Annotated in this window: 24 protein-coding genes and 1 tRNA gene; 17 read left to right on the forward strand and 8 right to left on the reverse strand. The window is 72.7% G+C overall.

Translation table 11 applies throughout. From position 1 onward, the window contains the following. Positions 1 to 192: 192 nt before the first annotated feature. Complete coding sequence (locus tag ACFV9J_RS27990; RefSeq protein WP_385358469.1) at positions 193 to 519, reverse strand: hypothetical protein; 327 nt, start codon at positions 517 to 519, stop codon at positions 193 to 195. A gap of 363 nt (positions 520 to 882) precedes the next feature. Here ACFV9J_RS27990 and ACFV9J_RS27995 point away from each other — a divergent pair, with 363 nt between their 5' ends. Together ACFV9J_RS27995 and ACFV9J_RS28000 are read left to right on the forward strand one after the other, a co-directional pair. Further along, a complete protein-coding gene (locus ACFV9J_RS27995) occupies positions 883 to 1758 on the forward strand; it encodes a bifunctional DNA primase/polymerase (RefSeq protein WP_385358471.1) in 876 nt (291 codons plus the stop codon). Positions 1759 to 1834: 76 nt separating this feature from the next. After that, entirely contained in the window at positions 1835 to 2314 is a 480-nt protein-coding gene (locus ACFV9J_RS28000; protein WP_385358474.1) for a hypothetical protein, read from the forward strand. On the opposite strand, the gene ACFV9J_RS28005 is transcribed toward ACFV9J_RS28000, so the two are convergent. From ACFV9J_RS28005 to ACFV9J_RS28015, 3 genes are all read right to left on the reverse strand, one after another. Continuing rightward, positions 2281 to 3375 (reverse strand): DUF4232 domain-containing protein, encoded by a 1095-nt coding sequence (locus tag ACFV9J_RS28005; RefSeq protein ID WP_385358477.1) that lies wholly within the window; start codon positions 3373 to 3375, stop codon positions 2281 to 2283. The two genes, ACFV9J_RS28000 and ACFV9J_RS28005, sit on opposite strands and share 34 nt — an antisense overlap. A gap of 128 nt (positions 3376 to 3503) precedes the next feature. Next, positions 3504 to 3588 (reverse strand) — tRNA-Ser (locus tag ACFV9J_RS28010). 63 nt (positions 3589 to 3651) lie between these two features. Beyond that, entirely contained in the window at positions 3652 to 4242 is a 591-nt protein-coding gene (locus ACFV9J_RS28015) for a TetR/AcrR family transcriptional regulator (RefSeq protein WP_385358479.1), read from the reverse strand. A 71-nt stretch (positions 4243 to 4313) separates the two neighbouring features. Here ACFV9J_RS28015 and ACFV9J_RS28020 point away from each other — a divergent pair, with 71 nt between their 5' ends. Next, complete coding sequence (locus tag ACFV9J_RS28020) at positions 4314 to 5207, forward strand: NADP-dependent oxidoreductase (protein ID WP_385358482.1); 894 nt, start codon at positions 4314 to 4316, stop codon at positions 5205 to 5207. A gap of 154 nt (positions 5208 to 5361) precedes the next feature. On the opposite strand, the gene ACFV9J_RS28025 is transcribed toward ACFV9J_RS28020, so the two are convergent. Beyond that, positions 5362 to 6930: a S1C family serine protease gene (locus ACFV9J_RS28025; protein WP_385358485.1), complete on the reverse strand. Its 1569-nt coding sequence runs from the start codon at positions 6928 to 6930 to the stop codon at positions 5362 to 5364. A gap of 263 nt (positions 6931 to 7193) precedes the next feature. Here ACFV9J_RS28025 and ACFV9J_RS28030 point away from each other — a divergent pair, with 263 nt between their 5' ends. The 3 genes from ACFV9J_RS28030 (at position 7194) to ACFV9J_RS28040 (ending at position 10305) form a co-directional block, all read left to right on the forward strand. Beyond that, positions 7194 to 8021, forward strand: a complete 828-nt coding sequence (locus ACFV9J_RS28030; protein ID WP_385358487.1) for a glycerophosphodiester phosphodiesterase — start codon at positions 7194 to 7196, stop codon at positions 8019 to 8021. Between the two features lie 127 nt (positions 8022 to 8148). Then, a complete protein-coding gene (locus tag ACFV9J_RS28035; RefSeq protein WP_003974968.1) occupies positions 8149 to 8787 on the forward strand; it encodes an ATP-binding protein in 639 nt (212 codons plus the stop codon). Positions 8788 to 9339: 552 nt separating this feature from the next. Further along, positions 9340 to 10305 carry a DUF5926 family protein gene (locus ACFV9J_RS28040; RefSeq protein WP_385358490.1) on the forward strand — a complete coding sequence of 322 codons (966 nt, stop codon included), beginning with the start codon at positions 9340 to 9342 and terminating at the stop codon, positions 10303 to 10305. A 245-nt stretch (positions 10306 to 10550) separates the two neighbouring features. Here ACFV9J_RS28040 and ACFV9J_RS28045 read toward each other — a convergent pair whose 3' ends face one another. Both ACFV9J_RS28045 and ACFV9J_RS28050 read right to left on the reverse strand, forming a co-directional pair. Continuing rightward, positions 10551 to 11234: a hypothetical protein gene (locus ACFV9J_RS28045; protein WP_385358493.1), complete on the reverse strand. Its 684-nt coding sequence runs from the start codon at positions 11232 to 11234 to the stop codon at positions 10551 to 10553. Positions 11235 to 11289: 55 nt separating this feature from the next. Next, on the reverse strand, positions 11290 to 11955 hold the full coding sequence (locus ACFV9J_RS28050) for a bifunctional DNA primase/polymerase (RefSeq protein WP_385358496.1): 666 nt from the start codon (positions 11953 to 11955) through the stop codon (positions 11290 to 11292). A 659-nt stretch (positions 11956 to 12614) separates the two neighbouring features. On the opposite strand from ACFV9J_RS28050, the gene ACFV9J_RS28055 reads away from it, so the two are divergent. Both ACFV9J_RS28055 and ACFV9J_RS28060 read left to right on the forward strand, forming a co-directional pair. Further along, positions 12615 to 14048, forward strand: a complete 1434-nt coding sequence (locus tag ACFV9J_RS28055; RefSeq protein WP_385358497.1) for a PP2C family protein-serine/threonine phosphatase — start codon at positions 12615 to 12617, stop codon at positions 14046 to 14048. A 133-nt stretch (positions 14049 to 14181) separates the two neighbouring features. Beyond that, a complete protein-coding gene (locus tag ACFV9J_RS28060; protein WP_385358500.1) occupies positions 14182 to 15666 on the forward strand; it encodes an aminopeptidase P family protein in 1485 nt (494 codons plus the stop codon). An 86-nt stretch (positions 15667 to 15752) separates the two neighbouring features. Here ACFV9J_RS28060 and ACFV9J_RS28065 read toward each other — a convergent pair whose 3' ends face one another. Further along, positions 15753 to 16217 (reverse strand): ATP-binding protein, encoded by a 465-nt coding sequence (locus ACFV9J_RS28065; RefSeq protein ID WP_385358503.1) that lies wholly within the window; start codon positions 16215 to 16217, stop codon positions 15753 to 15755. Positions 16218 to 16458: 241 nt separating this feature from the next. On the opposite strand from ACFV9J_RS28065, the gene ACFV9J_RS28070 reads away from it, so the two are divergent. The 9 genes from ACFV9J_RS28070 to ACFV9J_RS28110 all read left to right on the forward strand — a co-directional run bounded on the left by ACFV9J_RS28070 (position 16459) and on the right by ACFV9J_RS28110 (position 26571). After that, positions 16459 to 17322: a hypothetical protein gene (locus tag ACFV9J_RS28070; protein WP_385358505.1), complete on the forward strand. Its 864-nt coding sequence runs from the start codon at positions 16459 to 16461 to the stop codon at positions 17320 to 17322. A gap of 127 nt (positions 17323 to 17449) precedes the next feature. Next, positions 17450 to 18211 carry a YcnI family protein gene (locus ACFV9J_RS28075; protein ID WP_385358506.1) on the forward strand — a complete coding sequence of 254 codons (762 nt, stop codon included), beginning with the start codon at positions 17450 to 17452 and terminating at the stop codon, positions 18209 to 18211. A 132-nt stretch (positions 18212 to 18343) separates the two neighbouring features. Then, entirely contained in the window at positions 18344 to 18994 is a 651-nt protein-coding gene (locus tag ACFV9J_RS28080) for an SCO family protein (RefSeq protein ID WP_385358509.1), read from the forward strand. After that, positions 18991 to 19536: a copper chaperone PCu(A)C gene (locus ACFV9J_RS28085; protein WP_385358511.1), complete on the forward strand. Its 546-nt coding sequence runs from the start codon at positions 18991 to 18993 to the stop codon at positions 19534 to 19536. The genes ACFV9J_RS28080 and ACFV9J_RS28085 overlap by 4 nt, the downstream gene beginning before the upstream one ends. Positions 19537 to 19549: 13 nt before the next feature. Next, positions 19550 to 21562 (forward strand): copper resistance CopC/CopD family protein, encoded by a 2013-nt coding sequence (locus tag ACFV9J_RS28090; protein ID WP_385358513.1) that lies wholly within the window; start codon positions 19550 to 19552, stop codon positions 21560 to 21562. An 8-nt stretch (positions 21563 to 21570) separates the two neighbouring features. Next, complete coding sequence (gene efeB, locus ACFV9J_RS28095; protein ID WP_385358515.1) at positions 21571 to 22908, forward strand: iron uptake transporter deferrochelatase/peroxidase subunit; 1338 nt, start codon at positions 21571 to 21573, stop codon at positions 22906 to 22908. 80 nt (positions 22909 to 22988) lie between these two features. After that, positions 22989 to 23921 (forward strand): prephenate dehydratase, encoded by a 933-nt coding sequence (gene pheA / locus ACFV9J_RS28100; RefSeq protein WP_385358517.1) that lies wholly within the window; start codon positions 22989 to 22991, stop codon positions 23919 to 23921. Positions 23922 to 24454: 533 nt separating this feature from the next. Next, on the forward strand, positions 24455 to 25732 hold the full coding sequence (gene serS / locus ACFV9J_RS28105) for a serine--tRNA ligase (protein WP_328561476.1): 1278 nt from the start codon (positions 24455 to 24457) through the stop codon (positions 25730 to 25732). Further along, entirely contained in the window at positions 25729 to 26571 is an 843-nt protein-coding gene (locus tag ACFV9J_RS28110) for an HAD family hydrolase (RefSeq protein ID WP_385358518.1), read from the forward strand. Before serS ends, ACFV9J_RS28110 begins: the two co-directional genes overlap by 4 nt. The last annotated feature ends 6 nt before the right edge of the window (positions 26572 to 26577 follow it).

The following is a 26577-nucleotide window of genomic DNA, read 5'->3' on the forward strand; positions in this document are numbered from 1 at the left end:
CCCCACCCCGGGGCGGGGCGGGGGGGCGGGGCGGGGGGGGGCGCGGGGGGGGTGGGCCGGGGGGGGCCACATAACCCGGGGGGGCCTTGGTACCTGAGTACCGTCGCCCGGACGCACTGCGACCCCATGAAGCACACCCGCAACAAGAACCGAGGGGCCGGCGCGGCAGCGCACCCGCGCCGGCCCCTCAGCTCACCACCACAGCGGGGAGAAGGTGACGGCCACGTTGTCGTTGCCCTGGTTGATCGACGTGAAGGCGGAGCCGTCGACCTGCGCGGTGTTGCTCTGGTTCGAGGCCCCCGAGCCGACCGCCTGCTGCTGCGTGGTGGACGAGTTGCCGTTGTTGTCGTCGCCGACGCCGCTGCCGATGATGCCCGCGGAGGCGCTGGCGGCGGTCGCGTTCGATCCGTCGTCCGCGAAGGCACCGTTGTCCGCCGATGCCACCCCGCCGAGGAGAGCGGCGGCGAGCGGAAGGGCGGCGACGGCGGCGACGACACGGGCGGTACGGATGCTTGCCATGTTGTTCCTCCAGAACAAGTGCGCAACGGCTTCCAGCCGACAACGCGAGAAGTACGTGAACTAGGGCTTTTGCCAAGGCAGTTGGCCGACCGCCTCGACGCTGTGCACGACGTCGCGTGATCAGAATTGCCCACCGGATCCCCGGCGAACCACCCCGGAAGCCCTGATTCGCCCTCAAGCGTGAGGACAAGTCGATAAACCCCTTTGCTTCCCTTCCTTCCCACGTCGGGACAGCACGGACGACTCAACCTCAAGCCCCGCAAGAGGTGAAGCGTTCCGCCACTTTCTCGCCAAGCCCCTCCCTCCCCGGCGTGTCGCACCCCCACCCTTCCCTTTCTCGAACATACGTACGAACATAGACCCATGGCCACCACCGACCGGCGGACCACGACGCTGGCCCTCGCACACGCCCTGTCAGCCGCGGAGCGCGGACTGGCCGTCATCCCGCTGGCCCGGACGAAGCTCCCGGCGCTGCGCTCCCCCCACCGCGACGCCCCGGCCTCCGAGCCCTTCACCTGCCGCGGCGAGTGCGGCCGCTTCGGCCACGGTGTCCACGACGCCTCCACCGACCCGGACCGCGTCCGCGCGCTGTTCGCCGCCGCCCCGTGGGCCACGGGCTACGGCATCGCCTGCGGCCTGCCGCCGCACCACCTGATCGGGGTCGACCTGGACACGAAGCCGGCGGTGGCGCAGCCGGACTCCTCCACCGCCCTGCGCGAACTGGCCCTGCGCCACCTGTTCACGATCCCGCCCACGGTCGTCGTCCTCACCCCCAGCGGAGGCCGCCACCTCTGGCTGACCGGCCCGCCGGACCACGTCGTCCCCAACTCGGCCGGCCGCCTCGCCCCCGGCATCGACATCCGGGGCGCCGGCGGCTACCTCGTCGGCCCCGGCTCCCGCACCCGCCACGGCGCCTACACGATCGCCCCCGGCACGTCCCACCTCAGGCCCGCGCCCTGCCCGCCCGCGCTCCTGCGCCTGCTGCTCCCGCCCCCCGTACGGCGTGCCGACGGCGAGTCGGCGGGCGACGGCCGCGGCCTCGTCCAGTTCGTCCTGGCCGCCCACGAGGGCCAGCGCAACACCCGCCTCTTCTGGGCGGCCTGCCGCGCGTACGAGAACGGCGTCGGCGCGGCCCTCCTCGCCCCCTTGCTGGACGCCGCACGAACCACCGGCCTGACCGAACGCGAGGCCCGCGCCACGATCGCGTCGGCCGCCCGCATGACGGCCCGACACCCCTGACGGACCCCGAGCCCCGCAGCCCGCCCCACGCGACACGACCCACCCGCCCCCCGGCACACGCAACCGAAAGACCCCGATGCACGACCGTCCCAGAGTGCCGACCCTGTCGCTGACCCGGATCGTCCTGTCCTGCGGCCGCAGCGTCGAGCTGACCGAACTGCGCCTGACCCCGACCTACGGCGACATGCCGGCGGGTTACCCGTGCCGCCCCGTGAACGACCTGCGCATCCGGGCACTCCTGCGCACCGCCGCCGGGTTGTCCCCCACCGTGCCGGTACACCTGATCCCGCCGCCGCGCGAGTACCCGGACCAGTACGCGGGCGCCTTCGGTCCCGTCGAGACACTCCCGCGCGTGGCCTGCGTCGGCCGTTTCTCCTCCATGCCCCTGGCCCCGGCCAAGGACCCGGTCGCCCACCGCTCCGGCCTGACCGTCATCTGGTTCCAGCCGACGACCCGGGTCCCGGACCCGCAGGACACGGACCCCGCCCTGCGGGAGGTCGACTGGACGTCCTTGGCACAGGACTACGAGCTGGAAGGCATGCCGTACGGACCCTGATCCCCCGGCCGACCGCTGCCGCTCTCCCCCGTGCCCCTGCCCGCCTCCGTCTCGTCCTTCTGCCACGGCCGGACCCCCAGTTCCCCGGTGGTACCGAGGTCGAGGTGCGGTGCGACCATCACCGGGTCGGAACCGGCCTCGGCCCGGACTCTGACGTAGGGCACGGTCACCGCCTCGCCGAACTCGGTGGTGTTGCGCCACGCCAGCCCCGACACGGCGGACTCCCCGGGCCGCAGCGTCACCGGCCGCGGCGGCCCCTCGCCCCCGCCCGCCATCGGGATGCCGTCGGTACCGCGCAGGATCTCGACCCCGTCCACCGGCTGGTGCTCGGCGTCGAGCAACTGGAGCACCGGATAACCCTCCAGGGAGTACGTCCGGCTCCCGCAGTTCTCCAGGTGCAGCCCCACGACACGCAGACCCATCGCCGCGTCGCCCTGGTCGGCGGTCAGCCGCAGCCCGGACGCCGGACAGGGACCCGCGGGCACCGGCGCCTCGTCAGCGGGCACCCGCTCCACGTCGAGAATCCGCACCCGCCCGGCGTCGAGCACCCCGTCAGCCGGGTACCCACCGTGTTGGAGCGTCCGCCGCACGGTCTTCCCCGCCCCCACGGAGGCCACCGTCTCCTCGACGTTCGACATCGCCCGGCCCTGCTCGTCCATCAGGGAGAAGGTGATGGTGTACGTGAAGGGCTCGGCCCCCGGGTTGGTCACCTCGTACTGCACGGCACACGGCCCGGCCCCTCCCCCGACCCCCGGCAGACTGTCCGCCGTGACCGACACCCCGGCCCGCTGACTCGCCCGCCCACTGGGAGAAGCACTCACCCCGGCCCCGGCCCGCTCCACCGTCCCGACGACCCGAACGCCGTCCCGCCCCGCACCGGCACCGTTCGTGCCGCCTGAAGCCCCGTCGTCGGCGCCGGCACCGCCCGCACACGGCCCCTTGGTCTCCCCACCACCGCCTGCCTCCGATCCGGCGGTCTCAGTACCGCAGCCACCCAACACAAGACCGGCCACAAGAACACCGGAGACCGCCAACACCGTGCGGAACAGGGGAATTCGCATCACCCCACCCCACCAGCCCCACCACACCCCGACCATGGCGGAAGCCACACCTCCGGTCACAGCCCTGTCACAACCGGAACGACGACGGCCCCTGACCACAACACCTGGTCAGGGGCCGACAAACACCGCGGTGGGTGTGGGATTTGAACCCACGGTGACTTGCGCCACGACGGTTTTCAAGACCGTTCCCTTAGGCCGCTCGGGCAACCCACCCGCGCGCCGTCCCGCCCGGGGCGGAGCGGGTACAGCCTACCGGCCCCGTGCGGCGGGCGGGGCTCACGTGGGGTGGGGAGGGCGGGCCGCCGCCCAGGCTGCCTCGATCATCGGGAAGATCTCGTCGAGGGCGGCCTCGGGATCGGGGGCCTCGCGGGACAGCGAGTAGGCGTCGATCACGAACCTCGCGAGGGTGCGGGCGGCGGTTTCGCTCCGGGGGAGGGTGGGGTCGGCGGCGATGGCCGTGGCCAGGGCTTCCGCGTGGCGCAGGCGGACTGATTCGTCGTACTTCCGCAGGGCGGGGGACGCGTCGATCATGCGCCAGATCGGGGCCGCGCTGTCCGCGGTGCAGTGCCGGACCAGGGCCAGGATCTCGCGGCGCAACGCGGGGATCAGCGGCTCGTGCGAGGCCCGGTCGGTGACCGCCCGCGTGAGGCGGTGCTCGAAGTCCTCGTCCTGCTCGAAGACCAGGGCCTCTTTCGAGGCGAAGTGGGAGAAGAGCGTGGTGACGGCCACGTCGGCCTCGGTGGCCACGTCACGGATGCCCACCGCGTCGTACCCGCGTTCCAGGAAGAGCCGCAGCGCGGTGTCGGCGATCTTCTGGCGGGTCGCGGCCTTCTTGCGCTCACGGCGGCCCGTCTGCTGCACGGTCATGACGCGCAGGCTAGCAGGTAGGAAACAGTAACTGTTATTAAATGCTATCGGTTAGTGTTACGTTCGGTGGCATGAAGAAAGTGAGCTTCGCCGAGTTCGGCGGTCCGGACGTCCTGCAACTGGTCGACGCCGAGGAGCCCCACGCGGGGCCTGGTCGGATACGCATAGCCGTACGGGCGGCGGGCGTGAATCCCGTCGACTGGCGGGTCAGGGAGGGGCAGGTGCTGGGGGCCCATCCAGTCGAGTTGCCCTCCGGGGTCGGGCTGGACGCCGCCGGTGTGGTGGACGAGGTCGGAGAGGGGGTCACCGGGGTCGCGGTCGGGGACCGGGTGTTCGGGGAGGGCGCCGACACCTACGCCGAGTTCGCCGTGCTCGGGGCCTGGGCGCGGATGCCGGAGGCGCTGACCTTCGAAGAGGCGGCCGGGTACCCCTCCGTGGTGGAGACCGCGCTGCGCGTCATTCGGGAGGTCGGTGTGCGGCCCGGGCAGACGCTGCTGGTCAGCGGGGCTTCAGGGGGAGTCGGGTCGGCGGTGCTGCAGATCGCCCGCGAGCGCGGTGTCACGGTGATCGGTACGGCCGGTGCCGCGAACCAGCAGTACCTGCGCGATCTCGGTGCCCTCGCCACGACGTACGGCGAGGGCTGGGTCGAGCGGGTGCGGCGGCTCGGCGATGTCGACGCCGCTCTCGACCTGGCCGGTTCGGGGGTGATCCGTGAGTTGGTCGAGCTGACCGGGAGCCCGGAGCGGGTCGTCAGCATCGCCGATCTCGGGGCGCCCGAGTTCGGGGTCCGGTTCTCCGGCGTGGCCGGCAGCGTGCTGGCGGCGCTCGCCGAGGCCGTCGACCTGATCTCGCGCGGGAGGCTGCACATCCCGGTCGAGAAGTCGTACGCACTCGGCGAGGCCGCGTCGGCGCACATCGACAGCCAGGCCGGTCATACGCGCGGGCGCCGGGTCCTCGTCATCTGAGCCTGCCCGGAGCGCAGCGCGGTGTCCCGTCCCGCGGCCCTCGGCCCTCGGCCCCCGGCCGTCTGCCGCGCCTGCCGCCTCACTGAACGCACTTCGCCACCGGAGGCCCGGCCCCGGTGGCGAAGTGGATGATCGTGGTGTGCGGAAGGCGGCGTCAGTCGTCGCCGAGCTTCGAACCCAGGGTGACCTCGGCGGTGTGCTCCTTGCCGCCGCGCTCGTAGGTGACGGTGACCTCGTCGCCGGGCTTGTGGGTCCAGATCTCGCCGATCAGGGTCGGGCCGCTGTCGATCACCCGGTCGTCGAGCTTGGTGATGATGTCACCGGGCTTGAGGCCCGCGTCGTCGGCGGGGCCGCCCTTCTCGACCGGGTCGGAGCCGCCCACGCCCTGCTCGGTGAGCTTGGCGCCGTTCGTCGTCTCCTCCAGGGAGACGGAGGCGCCGATCTTCGCGTACACCGGCTTGCCGTTCTTGATCAGCTGCTGGGCGACGAACTTCGCCTGGTTGACCGGGATCGCGAAGCCCAGGCCGATGGAGCCGGCCTGGCCGGTGCCGAAGCCGCCGTTGCCGGTCGACTGGATCGCGGAGTTGATGCCGATGACGTTGCCCTGCGCGTCCAGCAGCGGGCCGCCGGAGTTGCCCGGGTTGATCGACGCGTCGGTCTGCAGGGCGCTCATGTAGGACGCCTTGCTGTCCGCGCTGCCGTCGCTGGAGGCCACGGGGCGGTTCTTGGCACTGATGATGCCGGTGGTCACGGTGTTGGACAGGCCGAAGGGGGCGCCGATGGCGATCGTCGAGTCGCCGACGGCCACCTTGTCGGAGTCGCCGAGGGGGAGCGGGTCCAGGTCCGAGGGCGCGTTCTCGAGTTTGATGACCGCGACGTCGTAGCCCTGGGCGTGGCCGACCACCTCGGCGTCGTACTTCTTGCCGTTGGGGAAGGTCGCGCTGAGCTTGCCGCCGTCGACCGCCTCCGCCACCACGTGGTTGTTGGTGAGGATGTGGCCTTCCTTGTCGAAGACGAAGCCGGTGCCGGTGCCGCCCTCGCCGTTGCTTCCCTCGGCCTGGATGGTGACCGTGCTGGGCAGCGCCTTGGCGGCCACGCCGGCGACGGTGCCCGCCTCGCGCTTGACGGAGCCGCCGGTGTCGGAGGCGGAGACCGTCGTGGAGCCGCTCTCGTCGTTGTTCTTGGCCAGGGTGTAGCCGAGGCCGCCGCCCAGGCCGCCCGCGACCAGCGCGGCGATCAGGACACCGGCGAGCACACCGCCGCGTCCGCGGCCCGGCTTCGGTGCGGGCTGCTGGTACGAGGCGCCCCAGCCGCCCGCACCCCAACCGCCCGCTCCGCCGCCGGCCCCTTCACCGGGGCCTTCGCCGAAGACGTTGCCATTGCCGGTGCCGGTGCCAGTACCACTGCCGGTGCCATTGCCGGTGCCGTTGTCGCTGGCGAAGCCGCTGCCGCCGCCGAAGCCGTTGTCTGCGCCCGCGCCGTACGCCGGGGGCTGCGCCGGGGTGCCGGGCGGCTGGGGCGGGGGCCACGAGGCGTCGGGAGCCGTGGAGCCGTGGGACGCCGGGTCCGGGGCCGGGGCGGGGGGAGCCGCCGGGGCCTCGGGTGTGGCCGCCGGGGGCTCGTGCGGCGCGGGGGGCTGGGCGGAGGCAGCGGGAGCATCCACCGGCACGGGAGGTGCGGACGGGGCGGGGGGTACCGCGGTGCCCTCGTTCTCGGTGCTCACAGCTTCTCTCCTCGTTCCACGGCTGTTTGTCGCTCACCCTGGTCGCGCTCAGCCACGCTCACGCGCTGCTCCACGGTCCGGCGCGATGCGGATGTGCTGGTGATTTTGTATGCCATCAGCTTTTCCCACGGGCCGTCAGAGCACCATAAGCGGTTGCTGTGGGTCCCCGACCGTCCTTTACACAGGTCATCCAAGACTAAACGGACACGTTGCCGTTTCCGCCCGATGGCACGTCTACCCGCCCGCGGTGGCACCATGACGCGGTGACCCACGCACGACAGCACCGGATTCAGGTCGTCGCCCACCGCGGTGCCTCCGAGGAGGCGCCCGAGCACACGCTGGCCGCGTACCGGAAGGCGATCGAGGACGGGGCGGACGCCCTGGAGTGCGATGTGCGCCTGACCGCCGACGGCCACCTCGTCTGCGTCCACGACTGGCGCGTCAACCGTACGTCGAACGGGCGCGGCGCGGTGTCCGCGCTGGAGCTCGCCGACCTCGCCGCCCTGGACTTCGGCGCCCGCCGGACCCGGGATTTCTGGCGCACCCGCGACGAGCAGCCCGACTGGGAGCACCGGCCCGAGGACCGGGAGGAGACCTCCGTCCTGACCCTGGAGCGCCTGCTGCAACTGGTCGCCGACGCGGGGCGGCGCGTGGAGCTGGCCATCGAGACCAAGCACCCGAGCCGCTGGGCGGGGCAGGTGGAGGAGCGGCTGCTGCTGCTCCTGAAGCGGTTCGGACTCGACGCCCCGGACTCGGCCGAGGACTCCCCGGTGCGGGTGATGAGCTTCTCGGCGCGGTCGCTGCACCGGGTGCGGGCCGCGTCGCCGACGCTGCCGACGGTCTATCTGATGCAGTTCGTCTCGCCCCGGCTGCGCGACGGGCGACTGCCCGCGGGTGTCCGGATCGCGGGCCCCTCGATGCGGATCGTGCGCAATCACCCCGCCTACATCGACCGCCTGAAGCGGGCCGGCCACCAGGTGCACGTGTGGACGGTGAACGAGACCGCCGACGTGGATCTCTGCTCCGACCTGGGCGTGGACGCCATCATCACCAACCGGCCGCGCGCGGTCCTGGACCACCTCGGCCGCTGATTCGTCCACGGGTCTTGACCCGGCGGCCCGGCTGCCCCATTCTCCGGTCTCGGCCACACCGACCAGATCCAGCCAGGCGACTACAGGGAGTGCTCCGGCGCGTTCGGTACGTGTTCGACCGTGTCGAATGCGTCACCGTGCGGGGTTCGGCCGGTTTCCGGCTCAGGGCGATGGGGCATCCACACCGTGGCGTGGGGCGAAGGAGGTCTCGGGGGTGGCGTTGGTGGTGGCACAGGAAGTGCCCACGTCGTCGAGCATGGCCGTGCCCCATGGCCCTGCGGGCGTGGGCGAAGCGAGACACCGCATGCGTGATCAGTTGCGCAGGGGTGGCGTGGCGGAATCGGTCATCGACGACGCCGTACTGGTCCTTTCCGAACTGCTGAGCAATGCGTGCAAGCACGGCCGCCCGCTGGGCGACGCCCTGGCCGGGGACGGCGACGTCCGGGCCGCGTGGCAGGTGGACGCGGGCGGCCGGCTCCTCGTGGAGGTCACGGACGGCGGCGGCCCGACCCGCCCGGCTCCGGCGACCCCCTCGGTCACCGCGCACGGCGGCCGGGGGCTGAACATCATCACGGCGCTCGCCGACGACTGGGGCGTACGGGACGACGCCCGCGGGGAGGTCACGGTCTGGGTCGTCGTCCACGACGACGTGCACGACCCCGACGCCGGACACCGGCGCGACGACTTCGCCGCCCGGATCTCGGCACCGGCGGTGTCGGAGATCCCCGGCCTGGACTTCGCCGACGCCTTCGACGACCTGGGCTGACCGGCCTCCCGACGGGACGACTGGGACGACCGGCCTCCCGACGGGACGACCTGGGCTGACCGGCCTCCGACGGGACGACTGGGACGACTGGCCTCCCGACGGGACGACCTGGGCTGCCCGGCCTCCCCACGGCCGGTGGGCCCGCCCGCCCCTCGGCGACCGAAGACGACCCGCCCTACGAGAGTCGAGGGTGACCGGCCGCCCAAGAGCCAGAGCGGTCCGGCCGTTCGATGGCCCGAGCCGACCCGCCGTACGTCGACCTGGGCTGACCCACCTCTCGACAACCGAGGCCCACCCGCGCCCCGACGGCCGGAGCCAACCCACCGTGCGGCGACCAGCGCCACCCTCCTCCCCACGACCAGGGCCACCCTCCGCCCCACGGCCGAGGCCGCCCCCCACCCTCGGCCGGATCCGGCCCGGCGGCCCGCGTTCCGTGCGGGGCGGGGCGAGTTGTCCACAGGCGGCCCGTCGTCCACAGGGTCCCGTCGGCCGGTGCGGGAACGGCTAGGCTCGCGCCCGTACGAGTAGAGCCGTAACCGGGAGACACCCACGATGGCCAAGAAGCGACCCCAGACCAAGGCCAAGCGGCCCCAGCTCGACGATGCCGAGGTCCCGGTCGTCGGTGCCCGCGAGCCCTGCCCCTGCGGCAGCGGCCGCCGGTACAAGGCCTGTCACGGCCGGACCGCCGCGCAGGCCACGACCGCGCTGGTGCAGCGCCCGTTCGAAGGGCTGGCCGGTGAGTGCGACTGGGTGGCGCTGCGGGAGCTGGTGCCGGCGGCCACGGTCGAGCTGACCCTGAGGGACGGGCTGCCCGAGGGCGTCCCCTCCGTCACGCTGGCCACGGTGCTGCCGATGGCCTGGCCCGCACTGCGCCGCGACGACGGCTCGGTCCTGCTCGGCCTGCAGAACGACACGGCGTCCGGCGACATCAGCCGCGACCTCGCCGACACCCTCGCGCGTGCGCTGACCGCCGGCCCGGGCACCCCGGTGCAGGGTCGCCGCGCGCCGGCCGACGGTCCGCGGCTGCAGGACCTGCTCGCGCCCGAGGGTGCCTTCGAGCCAGAGGTGCACTCGGGCTTCGAGTTCTGGGTGCCGGACCCGGAGAACGCCACGCCGGACGTCACCGCCTCCCTGGAGCGGGCCAACGCCGCGGCCATCCCCACCGTCCGGCTGCAAGGGGTCGACGCCGCCTACTGGTGCGAGACCCCGGACAAGAACCACCTGCGCTGGGTCATGCCCCACGAGGAGGAGCGGCTTCTGGACGCTCTGGCCCGGCTGCACGCGGCGGGCCGGTCGTCCCTCGGCGAGGGCACCCGCCTCGTCGGCTCCTTCCGCGCCCACGGTCTTACGGTGCCGGTGTGGGACCTGCCGAGCGAGGTCACCGCGCAGGACATCGAGAAGCCGGCCGCGGAGTTCGCCGAGCGGCTCGCCGAGGCGCTGGCCACGGACGCTCCGCTCACGCACGACGAGCGCCGGGCACGCGGCGGACTGACCAACCGACAGGTCACTCTCAGCTGACGCACAGCCGCGCCGCCCGCCTCCGGCTGACCGACCGGTCAGCCGGAGCGGCGGTCCGTGGACGGGTGACACCGGTCACAACTCCCGGTGAAGACAGGCCAGTCGGTGACCGGAAAACAGGAGATCGAATTTGCTAACCGCCGATCTCTTGTTACCGTTCCAGTAGCCCGGTTGCTGGTGCATCCCCCGTCGCCAGCAACCGGGTCTTTTCATGCCCCCGGTCGCACACGCACCGCAGTCGCCGGTCAACTCCCCGTTCCTGCAGGGTGGTTGCTCTCACCCTCCGCACCGCTCCCGGCGCGCAGCAGCAGCGGCCCGTAGCCGGCCAGGCGCGCGAACTCCGCGACCGCGGAGTACCCCGCCAACCCGCCGCGGCCCGCGCCGCCGGTGCCCTCCGGCGGCGTCTCGCAGGTGCCCGGCGCGTCCTCGGCGCCCACCGCACAGCGCATCCGCACGCTGCGCCCGTCGGGCCCCATGAGGCTCAGTACGCTTTCGAGCGGGCCGCCGGTGGCGTTGCGGTAGTAGGTCCGCGCCCAGGTCTCCGCACCCCGGGCCAGGACGCAGGTCTGCGCCTCGACGCCTGCGGGGGAGGTGAGTTCGGGGCCGCAGCGCGCGGCCAGCGCCGGGCCGGGCGGCAGCGGTGAACGGGTGGGCGCGGCCCCCTCCGTGGCCGGGACCGCGGACGCCTTGCCGTCACCGCCCCGGGCGAGGAGCGGGACCGTCACCGCGGGCTCCCCGGCCGTGTCGTCGCCCGGAGGCCCCGCGGACGCCACCGCGAACGGCAGTACGACCGCACACACCACGATCCCCGCGAGCCCGTACAGACGGATCCGCCGTCGGTCCGGCCCGCCGCGGCGTGTCCCGGCGCGCTGCGGTCCGAGGGCGCGGAGCGGTCCGACGGCGCGGTGCTCCCCTGCATGAAGCGGCATGGGGCGGACGATAACGACCGAGGGCGCGCGCGGACCCGACGCGCGCCGGACACCCCTACAACTCGGGCGCGCTCACACCCGTACGAGTGAGGGCGTCGACCACCGCGTCCACCACGGCCTCCACGTCGGGCACCCAGGGCGAGGCGGAGCCGGGCAGCGGCGCCCGCTCCCAGCGGACGGTGCCGGTGCCGGTCTCGGACGGGGGCAGCGCGAGGTAGCCGCCCTCGCCGTGGAAGCGCAGGGAGCCGGGGACGAAGTCCTTGGCGTAGAGCAGCTCCCCCAACTGCTCCATGGAGTACGGCCGCACCAGCAGCGCCCAGCGCGAGGGCGAGGCGACGACCGGGCCGAGCCGGAGCCCGGCGCGGTCGAGCGCGGCGAGGGCGTGGGCGGCCGGCAGGGCGGGCAGGGAGACGGCGCACGGGGCGCTGCCCCCGGTGGCCAGGACGATCGGCGCGGCCGGCCGGTTAGCCCACCACCAGCGCACCATGCGCGCGTCGGTGGTCGCCGCGAGGAGACCGGGGTCGAAGGGATGAGCGCCCGGCACCGTGCACTCGGGGTCGGGGCAGCCGCAGCGCGACCGCGACCGCGGGTCCGCCGCCGCGCCCGGGAGTACGGGCCACTGCCATTGTGTCGCGTAGGTCAGGGCCGCGCCGATCAGCTCAGGCTGCCCGTCGTCGTGCTGGGACAGGAGCCTGCGTCGCCTTCCGAGGATCTCGCGCATGAGCGCTCGTTCCTTTCCGTTGCACGCCTGGCAACACCGTGGTCACTTCACACCATGTGTCGATCACTTCGCTGTGCGTTGCTGGTGGCGCATCACACCCCTGCCGAGGGGCGTTCCCACGAGGAACACCTCCGCCAAGGGCAAGGGAAACCCCTGTGGGTCGAGCACGGTCGAGCACTGACTTCGTCCGTGACGGTACCGGCCACTGCGTCTGGCGAAAGCAAGGGCGTGGCGCGGGGGTGGCGAAGTCTGGCGTTTTGCCGTCGCGCGTATTTCTCTTCGCCTCCGCCACGGGAGGATGGGGCACGGTCGTCGGTGGATAGGACGCCCGGGTCCGTCGCCGGGTTCCAGGTGGCCCCCAACCACCCCCGGCCTTCTCCGAGTACGTACCCATCACGACCGCTGTGACGCTCCGTGAAGCACCCCCAGTCGACCGCAACAAGGCGTCCTCTGGGGCAGTTTCAAGCCAATTTCGCTTTTCCGCAAGGGGTCGAGAAGGAGGCCGCGCACACCTCATGGACACCAGGAATCCCGGCAGGACAATGCTGGACATCCCCTTACGAGTGCGTGTACATGTGGAGACACTGCTGGCGGCGCAGAATGACATGGGGGTTTGCGATGCTTTTGAGCAGTAAGCGCCGGTCGGGAGGCCGGACGCCATGAACGCCCCGCACCCTGCGAAAGTGGCCGGAATCGATTCAACGGTTCCGTCCCCCGCACACACTGTCGCGCCTGCCCCCGCGGGCACCTCCCCGGCGGCCGAGTCCCGCACGGCGGACGCCGCAGCCGTCACGGACGCCTCGGGCACCCCTTGTGCCCCCGGGGCCCTGCTCCAGGACCGGCTCGCCGGCTGGGTCTCGGACCTAACGACCCTGCACGAACTGACCGAACGCCTGGTCCGCACGGGCACCCTCGCCGACGGCCTCCAGGAAGTGCTGCGCGCCGGAGCCGCCCTGGTCGGCGCCCGGCGCGGGCTCGTCGTGCTGGAACCGGCCGACGGTCTCGGCCCCGACACCACCGTCGGCCTCGGACTCGCCCGCGCCGATCTCGGCCACATCGAGACCGTGCCCCGAAGTGCCCTGCCCCACGGGCGGATTCTGGACGGACCGCCCCTCGACGAGGACGGCATCGCCGAACCCGACCTGCTCGCCGAGAAGACCCTCGACCCCCGCCACCGCGAGGTCGCCGCCCGCCTCGGCTACGCCGCCAGCTACGCCCTCCCCCTGTCCGCCGAGGGCACCGGGCGCCTCGGCGCCGCCGTCTGGCTCTACGACGAGCCCGCCGAACCGGGAGAACGGCAGCGTCACCTCGCCGGCCTGTACGTCCGGTACGCCACCCCGCACCTGGCCCGCCTCCTGGAGGTCGAGCGCACCCGCACGTCCATGGCGACGATGGCCGAGGAGCTGCTGCCCTCCCGGCTGCCCCGGGTGCCCGGCGTGCAGCTCGCCGCCCGGCACCGCACCGGTCCGCTCGGCGGAGGCGACTGGTACGACGCGCTGCCGCTGCCGGACGCGGCGCTCGGCCTCTCCGTCGGGTCCGTCACCGGGTCGGGGCCCAGCGCGGTCGCGGCGATGGGGCGGCTGCGCGCCTCGCTGCGGGCGTACGCCGTGATGGAGGGCGAGGACCCGGTCGCCGTCCTGTCCGACCTGGAGCTGCTGCTGCGGCTCACCGAGCCGGCCCGCTCGGCCACCGCGCTGTTCGGCTACTGCGAGCCCGCGCTGCGCCGGATCACCCTGGCCGGCGCCGGGCACAGCCCGCCCCTGCTGATCGGTCAGCGGCGCACCGAGTTCGTCGAGACCTCCCTCTCCGCGCCGCTCGGCATGCTCGCCTGCTGGGAGGCGCCCAGCGTGGAACTCCAGGCCGAACCCGGAGAGACGGTTCTGCTCTACACCGACGGGCTGCTGCACCGCACCGGCGACCCGGCCGACCGCGCCTTCGCCCGGCTGCACGCCGCGGCGGCCGGCGTCCCCCGGGCCGCCCGGCAGGACCCGGACGCGGTCGCCGAGCACGTGCTGCGCACGGTGCTGCCCGACGGGAAGGCGGAGGCGGACTCCGAGGAGGACGTCGTCCTGCTGGCCGTCAGGTTCGAATAGCGGACACTGACGCCCCGCATGCCGCACATAACGGACGGTAGTGCACCGGGCGTAACAGGCCCTTCGGCCCTGGGCCCCCTTCCGTACGACCGTACGATGGGGGTGGTCCAGTGCCGTATCGAGGAGGATGACCGTGGCGGAGGAGCTCACACCGGAGAATCCGGAGACCCCGGAGACCCCGGAGACCCCGGAGGAGACCGAGGAGCCCATCAAGCAGCGCAAGAACGGCCTGTACCCGGGCGTGTCCGACGAGCTGGCCGAGAACATGAAGTCCGGCTGGGCCGACACGGAGCTGCACGGCCTGGAGCCCATCGCCCAGGCCGCCGAGACCGCCGCCCGCCGCGCCGCGCTGTCCGCCCGCTTCCCCGGCGAGCGCCTGGTGATCCCCGCGGGCAACCTGAAGACCCGCTCCAACGACACGGAGTACCCCTTCCGCGCCTCGGTCGAGTACGCGTACCTGACCGGCAACCAGACCGACGACGGCGTCCTGGTCCTGGAGCCCCGGGGCGACGGCCACACCGCGACGCTCTACCTCCTGCCGCGCTCGGACCGCGAGAACGGCGAGTTCTGGCTGAACGGGATGGGCGAGCTGTGGGTCGGCCGCCGCCACTCCCTCACCGAGGCCGGAGAGCTGTACGGCATCCCCGCCTCCGACGTCCGCGAGCTGGCCGACAGCCTGCGCGAGGCCACCGGCCCGGTGCGCGTCGTGCGCGGCTTCGACGCCGGGATCGAGGCGGCCCTGACCGACAAGGTCACCGCCGAGCGCGACGACGAGCTGCGCGTCTTCCTGTCCGAGGCCCGCCTGGTCAAGGACGAGTTCGAGATCGGTGAGCTGCAGAAGGCCGTCGACTCCACCGTGCGCGGCTTCGAGGACGTCGTGAAGGTCCTCGACCGGGCCGAGGCGACCAGCGAACGCTACATCGAGGGCACCTTCTTCCTCCGCGCGCGCGTGGAGGGCAACGACGTCGGCTACGGCTCCATCTGCGCCGCCGGCCCGCACGCCTGCACCCTGCACTGGGTCCGCAACGACGGCCCGGTCCGCTCCGGCGACCTGCTGCTACTCGACGCGGGCGTGGAGACCCACACGTACTACACCGCCGACGTGACGCGCACGCTGCCGATCAGCGGCACGTACAGCGAGCTGCAGAAGAAGATCTACGACGCCGTGTACGACGCCCAGGAGGCCGGCATCGCGGCGGTGAAGCCGGGCGCCAAGTACCGCGACTTCCACGACGCGTCCCAGCGCGTGCTGGCCGAGCGGCTCGTCGAGTGGGGCCTGGTCGAGGGCCCCGTCGAGCGCGTCCTCGAACTGGGCCTGCAGCGCCGCTGGACCCTGCACGGCACCGGCCACATGCTCGGCATGGACGTCCACGACTGCGCCGCCGCGCGCGTCGAGTCGTACGTCGACGGCACGCTGGAGCCCGGCATGGTGCTCACCGTGGAGCCGGGCCTGTACTTCCAGGCCGACGACCTGACCGTGCCCGAGGAGTACCGGGGCATCGGCGTGCGCATCGAGGACGACATCCTCGTCACCGCCGACGGCAACCGGAACCTGTCCGCAGGACTGCCGCGCCGGTCGGACGAGGTCGAGGAGTGGATGGCCGCGCTGAAGGGCTGACCGGCACCCGCCGTACGACGGCCGGGCACGCCGACGGCCGGGCACCCGCGCGGATGCCCGGCCGTCGGCGTGTCCGGGTCCTGCCGTCAGACCGCCACCAGCGGGGCGTTCTCGCGCCACTTGAGGACCTTGTCGAAGCTCACGACGGCACCGGTCCGCCCCGGCGCACTGCCGATGTGGACGTGGTCGGCGAGCTCCCGGATGAGACACAGGCCGCGACCGCTCTCCGCCTCCGGGGACGCCGGGCGACTCACGCCGTGCGGCCCGCCCGGGGCGGGGGCGGGAAAGCCGGGGCCCGTGTCCGCGACCTCGATCCGGCACCGCTCGCCGTCCAGGTAGGCCGTGACCCGGTACGCCTCGCCGGGACCGCCGGAGCCGTCGTCCCCGCCGTGCTCGACGGCGTTCGCGCAGGCCTCGCTCAGGGCGACGGAGAGGTCGAAGGAGATGTCCGGGTCCACGCCCGCGGTCTCCATGGTGCCGATCAGCAGGCGGCGGGCCAGGGGCACGCTCGCAGCCTCGCGCCGCAAATGGAGTGACCACCAGATGCTCATGCTCCAGCCTCCCGGCCGCGGCTCGACATACCGATACGTATTGCCCCTCACGGCGTGGCGTAAGCGCGCCGCACCCGTGACACCGCTCATCTGGCGGATGCGTCGCCGCCGCCGACCGGTGTATGCGGGACGGCCCGGAACAGAATGTGACCTTCCGTACCTGTCCCCGCGTTCCGGTCGTAGGGCACCTTGTGGACCTGCCGTACGGCGTGCGGGTCGTGAGTGCGATGATGAGCCCGCCATGACTGCCCCCCACCCGCCAACGGCGCGCTCCGGGAACGATCTCCGGATGCTGCGGGCCGCGGTGTTCGCCGCGGTCTGCGTCGTGCTGGCCGCGGCGGGGCACACCCTCGCCTCCTGCGCCACCGTTCCGCTGTGGTCGCTGGGCGCGGGGTTCCTCGGGGTGGTCCTGGTCGCCGTGCCGCTGGCCGGCCGCCGGCGCTCGCTGCCCGGCATCGCGGTGCTGCTCACCGTCGGACAGACCGCGCTGCACACCCTGTTCGGCCTGGGCCAGCACGGCACCGCCGCGGCGACTGCGGCCACTGCGTCCGGTACGGCCCCCGGGTCCGGCGGCGGGGCGGGCGCGCTGTCCGACGCCTCCCTGGTCCAGCAGGCCGCACGGCTGGTCTGCGGGACCACCGCGGCGGCCATCAGCCCGACTCAGGCGCAGCGGATCCTCACCGACGCGCGGATCGCGCCGGACGGCCCCACGGGCGCGGGCGCGGCACACCATTCCGCCGACGCCCTGTCCACCGCGGGTGCCTCCGCCTCGCTGCTGCCGTCCCTGCCGATGCTGCTCGTCCACGTCCTCGCGGCGCTGGCCGCCGGCTGGCTGCTGCGGCGCGGGGACCTGGCCGTGGCCCGGCTCGTCGAACTGTCGGCGCACTCGGCCCAGTACATGGCCGAAGCGGCCTTCGTACGCGCCCTGCGCGCGGCGCTCTCCCTGGTGCGCGCCCTGCACACCGGGCTGGCCGGCGCCCCCGGCACGGGTCCGCGTCCGCCGCGCCCCGGCCTGTGGGTGCCGCCCCGGCCCCGTACCACCGCGCTCCAGCACACCGTCATCAGGCGCGGCCCGCCGGGTGACGCGTTCGCCCTCGCCGCCTGACACGACGCGACCGCCGTCCCGCTTCGGGAGGGGCCGCCGTCGTGCGGCACGCGCGCGTGCGCGCATTCCTCCCGTCACCCGGCACCGGCCCAGCACCGGTGTCCCCACGAAGCGGAGTACTCCGTCCATGAAGGCTTCCCGTATCGCCGCCGCCGGCGCCGTGTCCGGCATCGCCGTCCTCGCCCTGTCCGCCCCCGCCTTCGCGCACGTCAGCGTGCAGCCGGAGGGCGCGGCTGCCAAGGGCGGCTACGCGGTCGTGGACTTCAAGGTCCCCAACGAGCGCGACAACGCCTCCACCACCAAGCTGGAGGTCAACTTCCCCACCGACCACCCGCTGGCGTCCGTCATGCCGCAGCCGGTCCCCGGCTGGAAGGCCGTGGTCACCAAGGGCAAGCCGGCCAAGCCGCTGGAGTCGCACGGCAAGCAGATCACCGAGGTCGTCACCAAGGTGACCTGGACCGCCGACGGCAAGGGTGTCGAGCCGGGCTACTTCCAGAAGTTCCCGGTGTCCATCGGCGCGCTGCCCGAGGACGCCGACCAGCTGGTGTTCAAGGCGATCCAGACGTACTCCAACAAGGAGGTCGTGCGCTGGATCGAGGTGCCGCAGGAGGGCCAGGACGAGCCCGACACCCCGGCTCCCGTGCTCAAGCTGTCCGCCGCCGAGGACGACGCCCACGGCGCGTCGGGCTCCTCGGACGCCAAGGCCGAGGACACCGGGGCGGACGCGCAGAACACCGCCGCCGACGCCTCGTCGTCGGACTCCGGCTCCGGTGACGGCAGTGACACCACCGCCCGGGTCCTCGGCGTCGTCGGCATCGTCGTCGGTGCCGCGGGCGTCGCGTACGGCGTGCTGGCCGGCCGTCGGCGCAACTCCGGTGCGGCGGCGTAACAGCGCCGTGCCGGTGCGTCGGCGTGACCTCGTCGGCGCATCATCTCGTCCGGTGCGCGCCGGACACCGCCCGTCGGTCCTCCGACGGGCCCCGGCGCGCACCGGAGCACCTCACATCTGGGACATTTTTCTATGCGCAAGAAGACGTTCGCCACGGCCGCCCTGCTCGCCGCCGCCTGCCTGACGCTGTCCGCCTGCGGCAGCGGCGCCGACAGCGACAAGCCCGTGACCGTGGTCTCCGAGGACAACAGCCAGCAGGCCGCCACCGTCCTCGACAAGCCCTTCGAGAAGCCCGACCTGGTCCTCACCGACACCCGGGGCAAGAAGTACGACCTCCGCGAGCAGACCGCGGGCAAGCCCACGCTGATCTACTTCGGCTACACCCACTGCCCCGACGTCTGCCCGCTGACCATGAACAACATCGCCGTGGCCAAGAAGCAGCTCTCCCAGGCGGAGCAGGACAAGCTCCGCGTCGTGTTCGTCAGCACCGACCCGGAGCGCGACACCCCGGCAGCGCTCGGCAAGTGGCTCAAGGGCATCGACCCGCAGATCGTCGGCCTCACCGGCGAATTCGACACCATCCAGGCCGGCGCCCGCACGCTCGGCATCTCGATCGACCCGCCGACCAAGGACAAGGACGGCAAGATCGTCTCGACCCACGGCACCCAGGTCGTCGCCTTCTCCCCGAAGTCCGACGCGGGCTACGTCCTGTACGGCGAGGACGCCACGGTCGACGACTACACCAAGGACCTCCCCAAGCTCATCAAGGGGGAGAACCCGTGAGGCGGCTCACGGAAGGTTCCGGGAGGCGCCTCACGGGAGGACCCGGGAGGCGGCGCCCCGCACTCGCCGCCGTCGCGGTGATCGGCGCCCTCACGCTCGCGGGGTGCGGCGGCTCGGACTCCGGCTCCGACTCCGCCTCCTCCGGCGCCGAACTCTCGGTCGACGCCGCCTACATACCGCAGCCGGTCTCCGACTCGATGGCGGCCGGATTCCTGACGATCACCAACGAGGGCGACTCGGCCGACGAACTGACCTCCGTCACCAGCGAGGCCGGCGAGGTCACCGTGCACGAGACCGTCGACGGGACCATGAAGGAGGTCGACCGCCTCAAGGTCCCCGCACACGGTCAACTCGTGTTCAAGAGCGGCGGAAACCACCTGATGTTCGAGAAGCTGAAGCAACAGCCGAAACAGGGCCAGTCCGTCGCCGTCGAACTGCACTTCGCCCACTCCGACCCCGTCGCGGTCACACTGCCCGTGAAGGCGGCCACCTACCAGCCCACCACCGGACACTCCGGTCACTCCGAAGACTCCGGACACTGAGGGAGGGACCACCTTGTCGCAGACCATCGCCCCGCGCCTGCGGACCCTGGTGCTGCTGCTCCTGGCCGCGGCCTGCGCGCTGCTGGCCGGCGCGGGACCGGCCTCCGCGCACGCCGCGCTGACCGGCAGCGACCCCCGGGAGGGGGCGGTGGTCGACAGGGCTCCGGCCCAGGTGTCGCTCACCTTCTCCGAGTCGGTCTCCATGGACGACGACTCACTGCGCGTGCTCGACCCGAAGGGCAAGCGCGTCGACGACGGCAAGCCGTCCGGCACGGGCGGCACCACGTACTCCGTGAAACTGCACGCCGGGCTGCCCGACGGCACGTACACCGTGAGCTACCAGGTCGTCTCCGCCGACAGCCACCCGGTCGCCGGCGCCTACACCTTCTCAATCGGCGCCCCCTCCGAGACCTCGGTCGCCGTCTCCGGGCAGTCGGCCGGCGGCGGAGTCGTCGGCGGACTGTACGGCGTCGGACGGTACGTGTCGTACGCCGGGTTCGCGGTCCTGGTGGGCGGCGCGGCCTTCGTCCTCGCCTGCTGGCCGCGGGGCTCCGGGGTGCGCGTCCTGCAACGGGTCGTCGTCTTCGGGTGGCTCGCGCTGACCGCCGCCACCCTCCTGCTCCTCCTGCTGCGCGGCTCGTACACCGGTTCCGGGAAGTTCGCCGACGTCTTCGACCTCAACCTGCTCGGCGAGGTGCTGCAGACCAAGGCCGGCGCCGCGCTGGTCTCCCGGCTGCTGCTGCTCGCGGCGGCGGCGCTGTTCATCGCCGTGCTCTTCGGCGCGTACGACAAACGGGAGGACGAGGAGAAGCGGGACCTCACCTTCGGGCTCGCGGTCGGCGGGAGCGTCGTGGCGGCGGGCCTCGCGGCGACCTGGGCGATGTCCGAACACGCCTCCGTCGGCCTCCAGGCCGGGCTCGCCATGCCGGTCGACGTCGTCCACCTGATCGCCGTCGCCACCTGGCTCGGCGGGCTCACCGCACTGCTCGTCGCCCTGTACCGCGGTCCGGCGGACACACCGGTGCCCGCCCTCGCCGTACGCCGGTTCTCCCGCGTCGCCTTCGGCAGCGTGATCGCGCTGGTGGTGACCGGCACCTACCAGTCCTGGCGCCAGCTCGGCTCCTGGACGGCCTTCACCGACACCCGGTACGGGCAGCTGCTCCTGGTGAAGATCGGGCTCGTCGCCGTACTCGTCGGCGTCGCCCACTTCTCGCGACGGTGGACGGCACAGCTGGCGGAGGCGGCACCCGACGTCGCCGGGGTTCCGGCTGCACGGCGCGCGGAGAAGGGGGCCGGGAAGGCGTCCACGAAGGCGTCCGGAAGCGCGGCCGCGAAGGCGGGCACGAAGACGTCCGGGAACGCGAAGGTCGCCGAGAAGGAGTCCGGCACCACGAAGGCATCCGGCGCCGCTAAGGGCTCCGGCGGCGCTAAGGGCTCCGGCGGCTCGCAGCGCGCGGCGCAGCTCGCCCGGCAGCGCGCGGCCGTGGACGCCGCCCGGCAGAAGCGGCAACGGGACGCCGATCCGAACCGCTTCGGACTGCGCCGCTCCGTGCTCGCCGAGGCGGGCATCGCGGTCGTCCTGCTGGTGGTGACCACCGTCCTGACCCAGACCGAGCCGGGCCGCACCGAGGAGGAGGCCAAGGCTGCCGGCGGGTCCTCCGCGGCCGCCTCCACCCCCTCCACCGGCGCGGTGACGCTGGACATGCCCTTCGACACCGGCGCCCAGAACGGCAAGGGAGTCGTACGGGTCGAACTCGACCCCGCCCGGGTCGGCGCCAACGACCTGCACCTCTACGTCGAGCGCCCGGACGGGACCGCCTTCGACATTCCCGAGGTGAAGGTGGCCCTCACCCAGAAGGCCAAGGACATCGGGCCGCTGCCCGTCGCCCCCGACCACATCACCACCGGCCACTGGTCGGCGAGCGGAGTGCAGATCCCGATGGCCGGAGACTGGGAAGTCGCCGTCACCGTGCGGACCTCCGACATCGACCAGGTCACCATCTCCAAGAACACGCAGATCGGCTGAACCGCACCATGCCCGACCAGTCCATTCCGAAGACCCGGGACCCCGAGGCGACCCGCGGGACGCCCGGACCGCCCGACTCCGGCAACGCCGGGGCCGCGACCGCCCCCGAGGGCGTATCGCGCCGGCGGCTGCTCGGCACCGCCGGCGCCACCGGGCTCGTCCTCGGCGCGGCGGGCGCCGCCGCGGGCTACGCCGCCGCGCCCTCGTCCGCCGCCACCCCCCTCACCTCGCTCGGCAGCGAGCGGGCGATGTTTCACGGGAAACATCAGCCCGGCATCACCACCCCCATGCAGGCCCGCGGGCACCTCGTCGCCTTCGACCTCGCGGCGGGCGCCGGGCGCAAGGAGGCCGCCGCGCTGCTGCGCCGCTGGTCCGACACGGCCCGGCGGCTGATGGCGGGCGAGCCGGCCGGCAGCCGTGACACGGACGTGGCCCGGGACGCCGGACCCTCCTCGCTGACCGTCACCTTCGGATTCGGGCACGGCTTCTTCGGCCGGACCGGTCTGGACAAGCAGCGCCCGGTCGCGCTCGACCCGCTCCCCGACTTCTCCTCCGACCACCTCGACAAGAACCGCAGCAACGGCGACCTGTGGGTGCAGATCGGCGCCGACGACGCGCTGGTGGCCTTTCACGCCCTGCGCGCGATCCAGCGGGACGCCGGGGCGGCCGCCCGCGTCCGCTGGCAGATGAACGGCTTCAACCGTTCCCCCGGCGCCACCGCCCACCCCATGACCGCCCGCAACCTCATGGGCCAGGTCGACGGCACCCGCAACCCGAAGCCCGGCGAGGCCGACTTCGACCGGCGGATCTTCGTCCCCGAGGAGCCGGAGGCCGGGAAGGGCGGCCCGGCCTGGATGGCGAACGGCTCCTACGTCGTCGTACGCCGCATCCGCATGCTCCTCGACGACTGGGAGGAACTGTCCCTCAAGGCGCAGGAGGACGTCATCGGGCGCCGGAAGTCCGACGGGGCGCCGCTGTCCGGCGGGAGCGGGGCCACCGAGTCGACGGAGATGGACCTGGAGAAGACGGACGGGTCCGGAGGGCTGGTCGTTCCGATCAACGCCCACGCCCGGATCACCCGCCCCGACCAGAACGGCGGCGCCGCGATGGTCCGCCGGCCCTTTTCGTACCACGACGGCTTCGACGCCGACGGCGTCCCGGACGCCGGCCTGCTCTTCGTCTGCTGGCAGGCCGATCCGCTGCGCGGCTTCGTGCCCGTGCAGCGCAAGCTGGACCGGGGCGACGCGCTGTCGAGGTTCATCCGGCACGAGGCGAGCGGCCTGTTCGCGGTGCCGGGCGGGGCGTCGGAGGGAGAGTACGTGGGTCAGCGGCTGCTGGAGGGGTGAATCCGGGGGCGCATCACCCCGCGGAGGGGCTGGTGCGAGACGCGTGAGCCGGGTGTCCCCGAGCCCATTAGGGTGAGGACATGCCAGCCAGTTACGCGTATCTCGGCCCTGAAGGCACCTTCACCGAAGTCGCCCTGCGCACGCTCCCGGAGACGGCGACCCGGGAACTGGTCCCGTACGTCTCCGTGCAGTCCGCGCTCGACGCGGTGCGCACCGGCGAGGCCGAGGCCGCGTTCGTGCCGATCGAGAACTCCGTCGAGGGCGGCATCACCACCACCCTCGACGAGCTGGTCGCCGGCCAGCCGCTGATGATCTACCGCGAGGTGCTGCTCTCCATCACCTTCGCGCTGCTGGTCCGCCCCGGCACCAAGCTGTCGGACATCAAGACGGTCACCGCGCACCCGGCCGCCCAGCCCCAGGTCCGCAACTGGCTCAAGGCACACCTCCCGGACGCCGCCTGGGAGTCGGCCGCCTCCAACGCGGACGGCGCCCGCCTGGTGCAGGAGGGGCGGTACGACGCCGCCTTCGCCGGTGAGTTCGCCGCGGAGCGCTACGGCCTTGAGGTGCTGGAGGCCGACATCCACGACGCGGAGAACGCCCAGACGCGCTTCGTACTGGTCGGCCGCCCGGCCCGGCCCGCCGCTCCGACCGGCGCGGACAAGACCTCCGTCGTGCTCTGGCAGCGCGACGACCACCCCGGCGGCCTGCGCGATCTGCTGGGCGAGTTCGCCACCCGGGGCGTCAACCTGATGCTGCTGCAGTCCCGGCCCACCGGTGCGGGCATCGGCAACTACTGCTTCTGCATCGACGCCGAGGGGCACATCTCCGACCGGCGGGTGGCCGACGCGCTGATGGGCCTGAAGCGGTCCTGCCTCCAGGTGCGCTACCTGGGGTCGTATCCGCGTGCGGAGGTCACGCCCGCGGAGGTGGACGCACTGCGTCCGGGCACCTCGGACGAGGCGTTCGTGGCGGCGGCGGACTGGGTGGCGCGCTGCCAGGACGGCCGGTTCTGACGCCGGTGCTGACGCCAGTTCTGACCGCCGGGCCTATCTGCTGATTTTCGTTGTCCACAGAAGTTATCCACAGGTCCGCTTCTCGACCTGGGGACAAGTCGACAACGAAGGGGCATTCAGTCGACATATCCGCCTACAGCCCCCCGCTTCGCCCGCAGGGGTCCAGGTCACCCTTCGTCCACCTGTTTCTTGCACCCCATTCTCCGGAGTGACACCGGGTGCCCCGTTTCCACTCGAAAGTGGGGGCCTGGAGGGTTTGGACGGCCCGACTCCCAGAATGGGGAACGATCACTTCCGTGCATCCACAGATCTTTCGCACACCCTGTGGATAACTTTTCCGGAGTGCAGATTCCTGTGGACAATGACGCCCCAAGTCCCTTTCTCCACAAGGGAATCCAGTCAACCCGGTGCTCGTGCGGCGCCTCGATCCGGGGATTGCGCAGCGCTGCATTGACCCGCCGAAGGGGATGTGCGGCCCGCGTACGGCAATAGTGGGTCGAGAGCCGACACCACGCACCGGTAGCCTTGACCGCGTGATTGACCTTCGCCTGCTCCGTGAGGACCCCGACCGTGTGCGCGCCTCGCAGCGCGCCCGTGGAGAGGACGTCGCGCTCGTCGACTCCCTCCTGTCCGCCGACGAACGGCGCAGGTCGTCCGGCGTCCGCTTCGACGAGCTGCGCGCCGAGCAGAAGGGCCTCGGCAAGCTGATCGGCAAGGCCGCCGGGGACGAGAAGGCCGAGCTGCTCAAGCGGGCCGAGCAGCTCAAGACCGACGTCAAGGCCGCCGACGCCGAGCGCGACGCGGCCGACGCCGAGACCCAGGAGCTGCTCCAGCGGCTCGGCAACCTCGTCCACCCCGACGTGCCCGTCGGCGGCGAGGAGGACTTCGTCACGCTGGAGACGCACGGCACGCACCGCGACTTCGCCGCCGAGGGCTTCGAGCCCCGCGACCACCTGGAGCTGGGCCAGCTGCTCGGCGCCATCGACGTGGAGCGCGGCGCCAAGGTCTCCGGCTCGCGCTTCTACTTCCTGACCGGCGTGGGCGCCCTCCTGGAGCTGGCGCTGGTCAACGCGGCGATCGCGCAGGCCACGGCGGCCGGCTTCACGCCGATGCTCACCCCGGCACTGGTGCGCCCGCAGTCGATGGCCGGCACCGGCTTCCTCGGCCAGGCCGCCCAGGACGTCTACCACCTCGACAAGGACGACCTGTACCTGGTCGGCACGTCCGAGGTGCCGCTCGCCGCGTACCACATGGACGAGATCCTGGACGCGGGCCGCCTGCCGCTGCGCTACGCCGGCTTCTCGCCCTGCTTCCGCCGCGAGGCGGGCTCGCACGGCAAGGACACCCGGGGCATCTTCCGGGTACACCAGTTCGACAAGGTCGAGATGTTCTCCTACGTCCTGCCCGAGGACGCGCAGGCCGAGCACCAGCGCCTGCTGGAGTGGGAGAAGCAGTGGCTGACGTCGCTGGAGCTGCCGTTCCGGGTGATCGACGTGGCCTCGGCCGACCTCGGCTCCTCGGCCGCGCGCAAGTACGACTGCGAGGCGTGGATCCCGACCCAGGGCAAGTACCGCGAGCTGACCTCGACCTCGGACTGCACCGAGTTCCAGTCCCGCCGGCTGTCGATCCGCGTCCGCGAGGGCAAGAAGGTGCGCCCGCTGGCCACGCTCAACGGCACGCTGTGCGCCGTACCGCGCACCATCGTGGCGATCCTGGAGAACCACCAGCAGGCCGACGGCTCGGTCCGCGTTCCCGAGGTGCTGCGCCCGTACCTGGGCGGCCGGGAGGTCCTGGAGCCGGTGGCCAAGTGACTGACACCGGCACCGCCACGGTCCCCGGCACCGGTCCCGCCGGGGGCTTCCCGTACCGGCTGATCGCGACCGACCTCGACGGCACGCTGCTGCGCGGCGACGACACGGTCTCGCAGCGCACCCGTGACGCGCTCGCCGCGGCCACCGCGGCGGGCGCGGCCCACATCGTGGTCACCGGGCGGGCGGTGCCGTGGACCCGGCACATCCTGGACGACCTCGGCTACGAGGGGCTGGCCGTCTGCGGCCAGGGCGCGCAGGTCTACCACGCCGGGGAGCACCGGCTGCTGACCTCCGTGACCCTCGACCGGCAGCTGGCCGGGGTGGCGCTGGCCAAGATCGAGGCGGAGACCGGTCCGCTGTACCTGGCGGCGAGCCGGGACGGACTGGAGGGCGACGTGCTGGTCGGCCCGGGCTACGCGGTCGGGGGCGACCTGCCGGCCGTGCCCTTCACCGACGCCTCCGACCTGTGGTCGGCGCCGCTGAACAAGATCTACATCCAGCATCCGACCCTGTCGGACGACGAGCTGGCCGACACCGCCCGCCGCGCCGCGGGTGGCTTCGTCACGGTCGTCATGGCCGGGGCGGGCGTCGTCGAGCTGTTGCCCCTGGGGCTGTCGAAGGCCACGGGACTGTCGCTGGCGGCCCGTCGGCTCGGTCTGAAGGCCGCGGACACGATCGCGTTCGGCGACATGCCCAATGACGTCCCCATGTTCGGCTGGGCGGCCCGGGGTGTGGCGATGGCCAACGCCCACGAGGAGCTGAAGGCGGTGGCCGACGAGGTGACGTCCTCCAACGACGAGGACGGCATCGCGGTGGTCCTGGAGCGTCTGTCGGCCTGATCCCGA

This window comes from Streptomyces sp. NPDC059906, assembly GCF_042730645.1.
GTDB classification, from domain to species: Bacteria; Actinomycetota; Actinomycetes; order Streptomycetales; family Streptomycetaceae; genus Streptomyces; species Streptomyces rubrogriseus.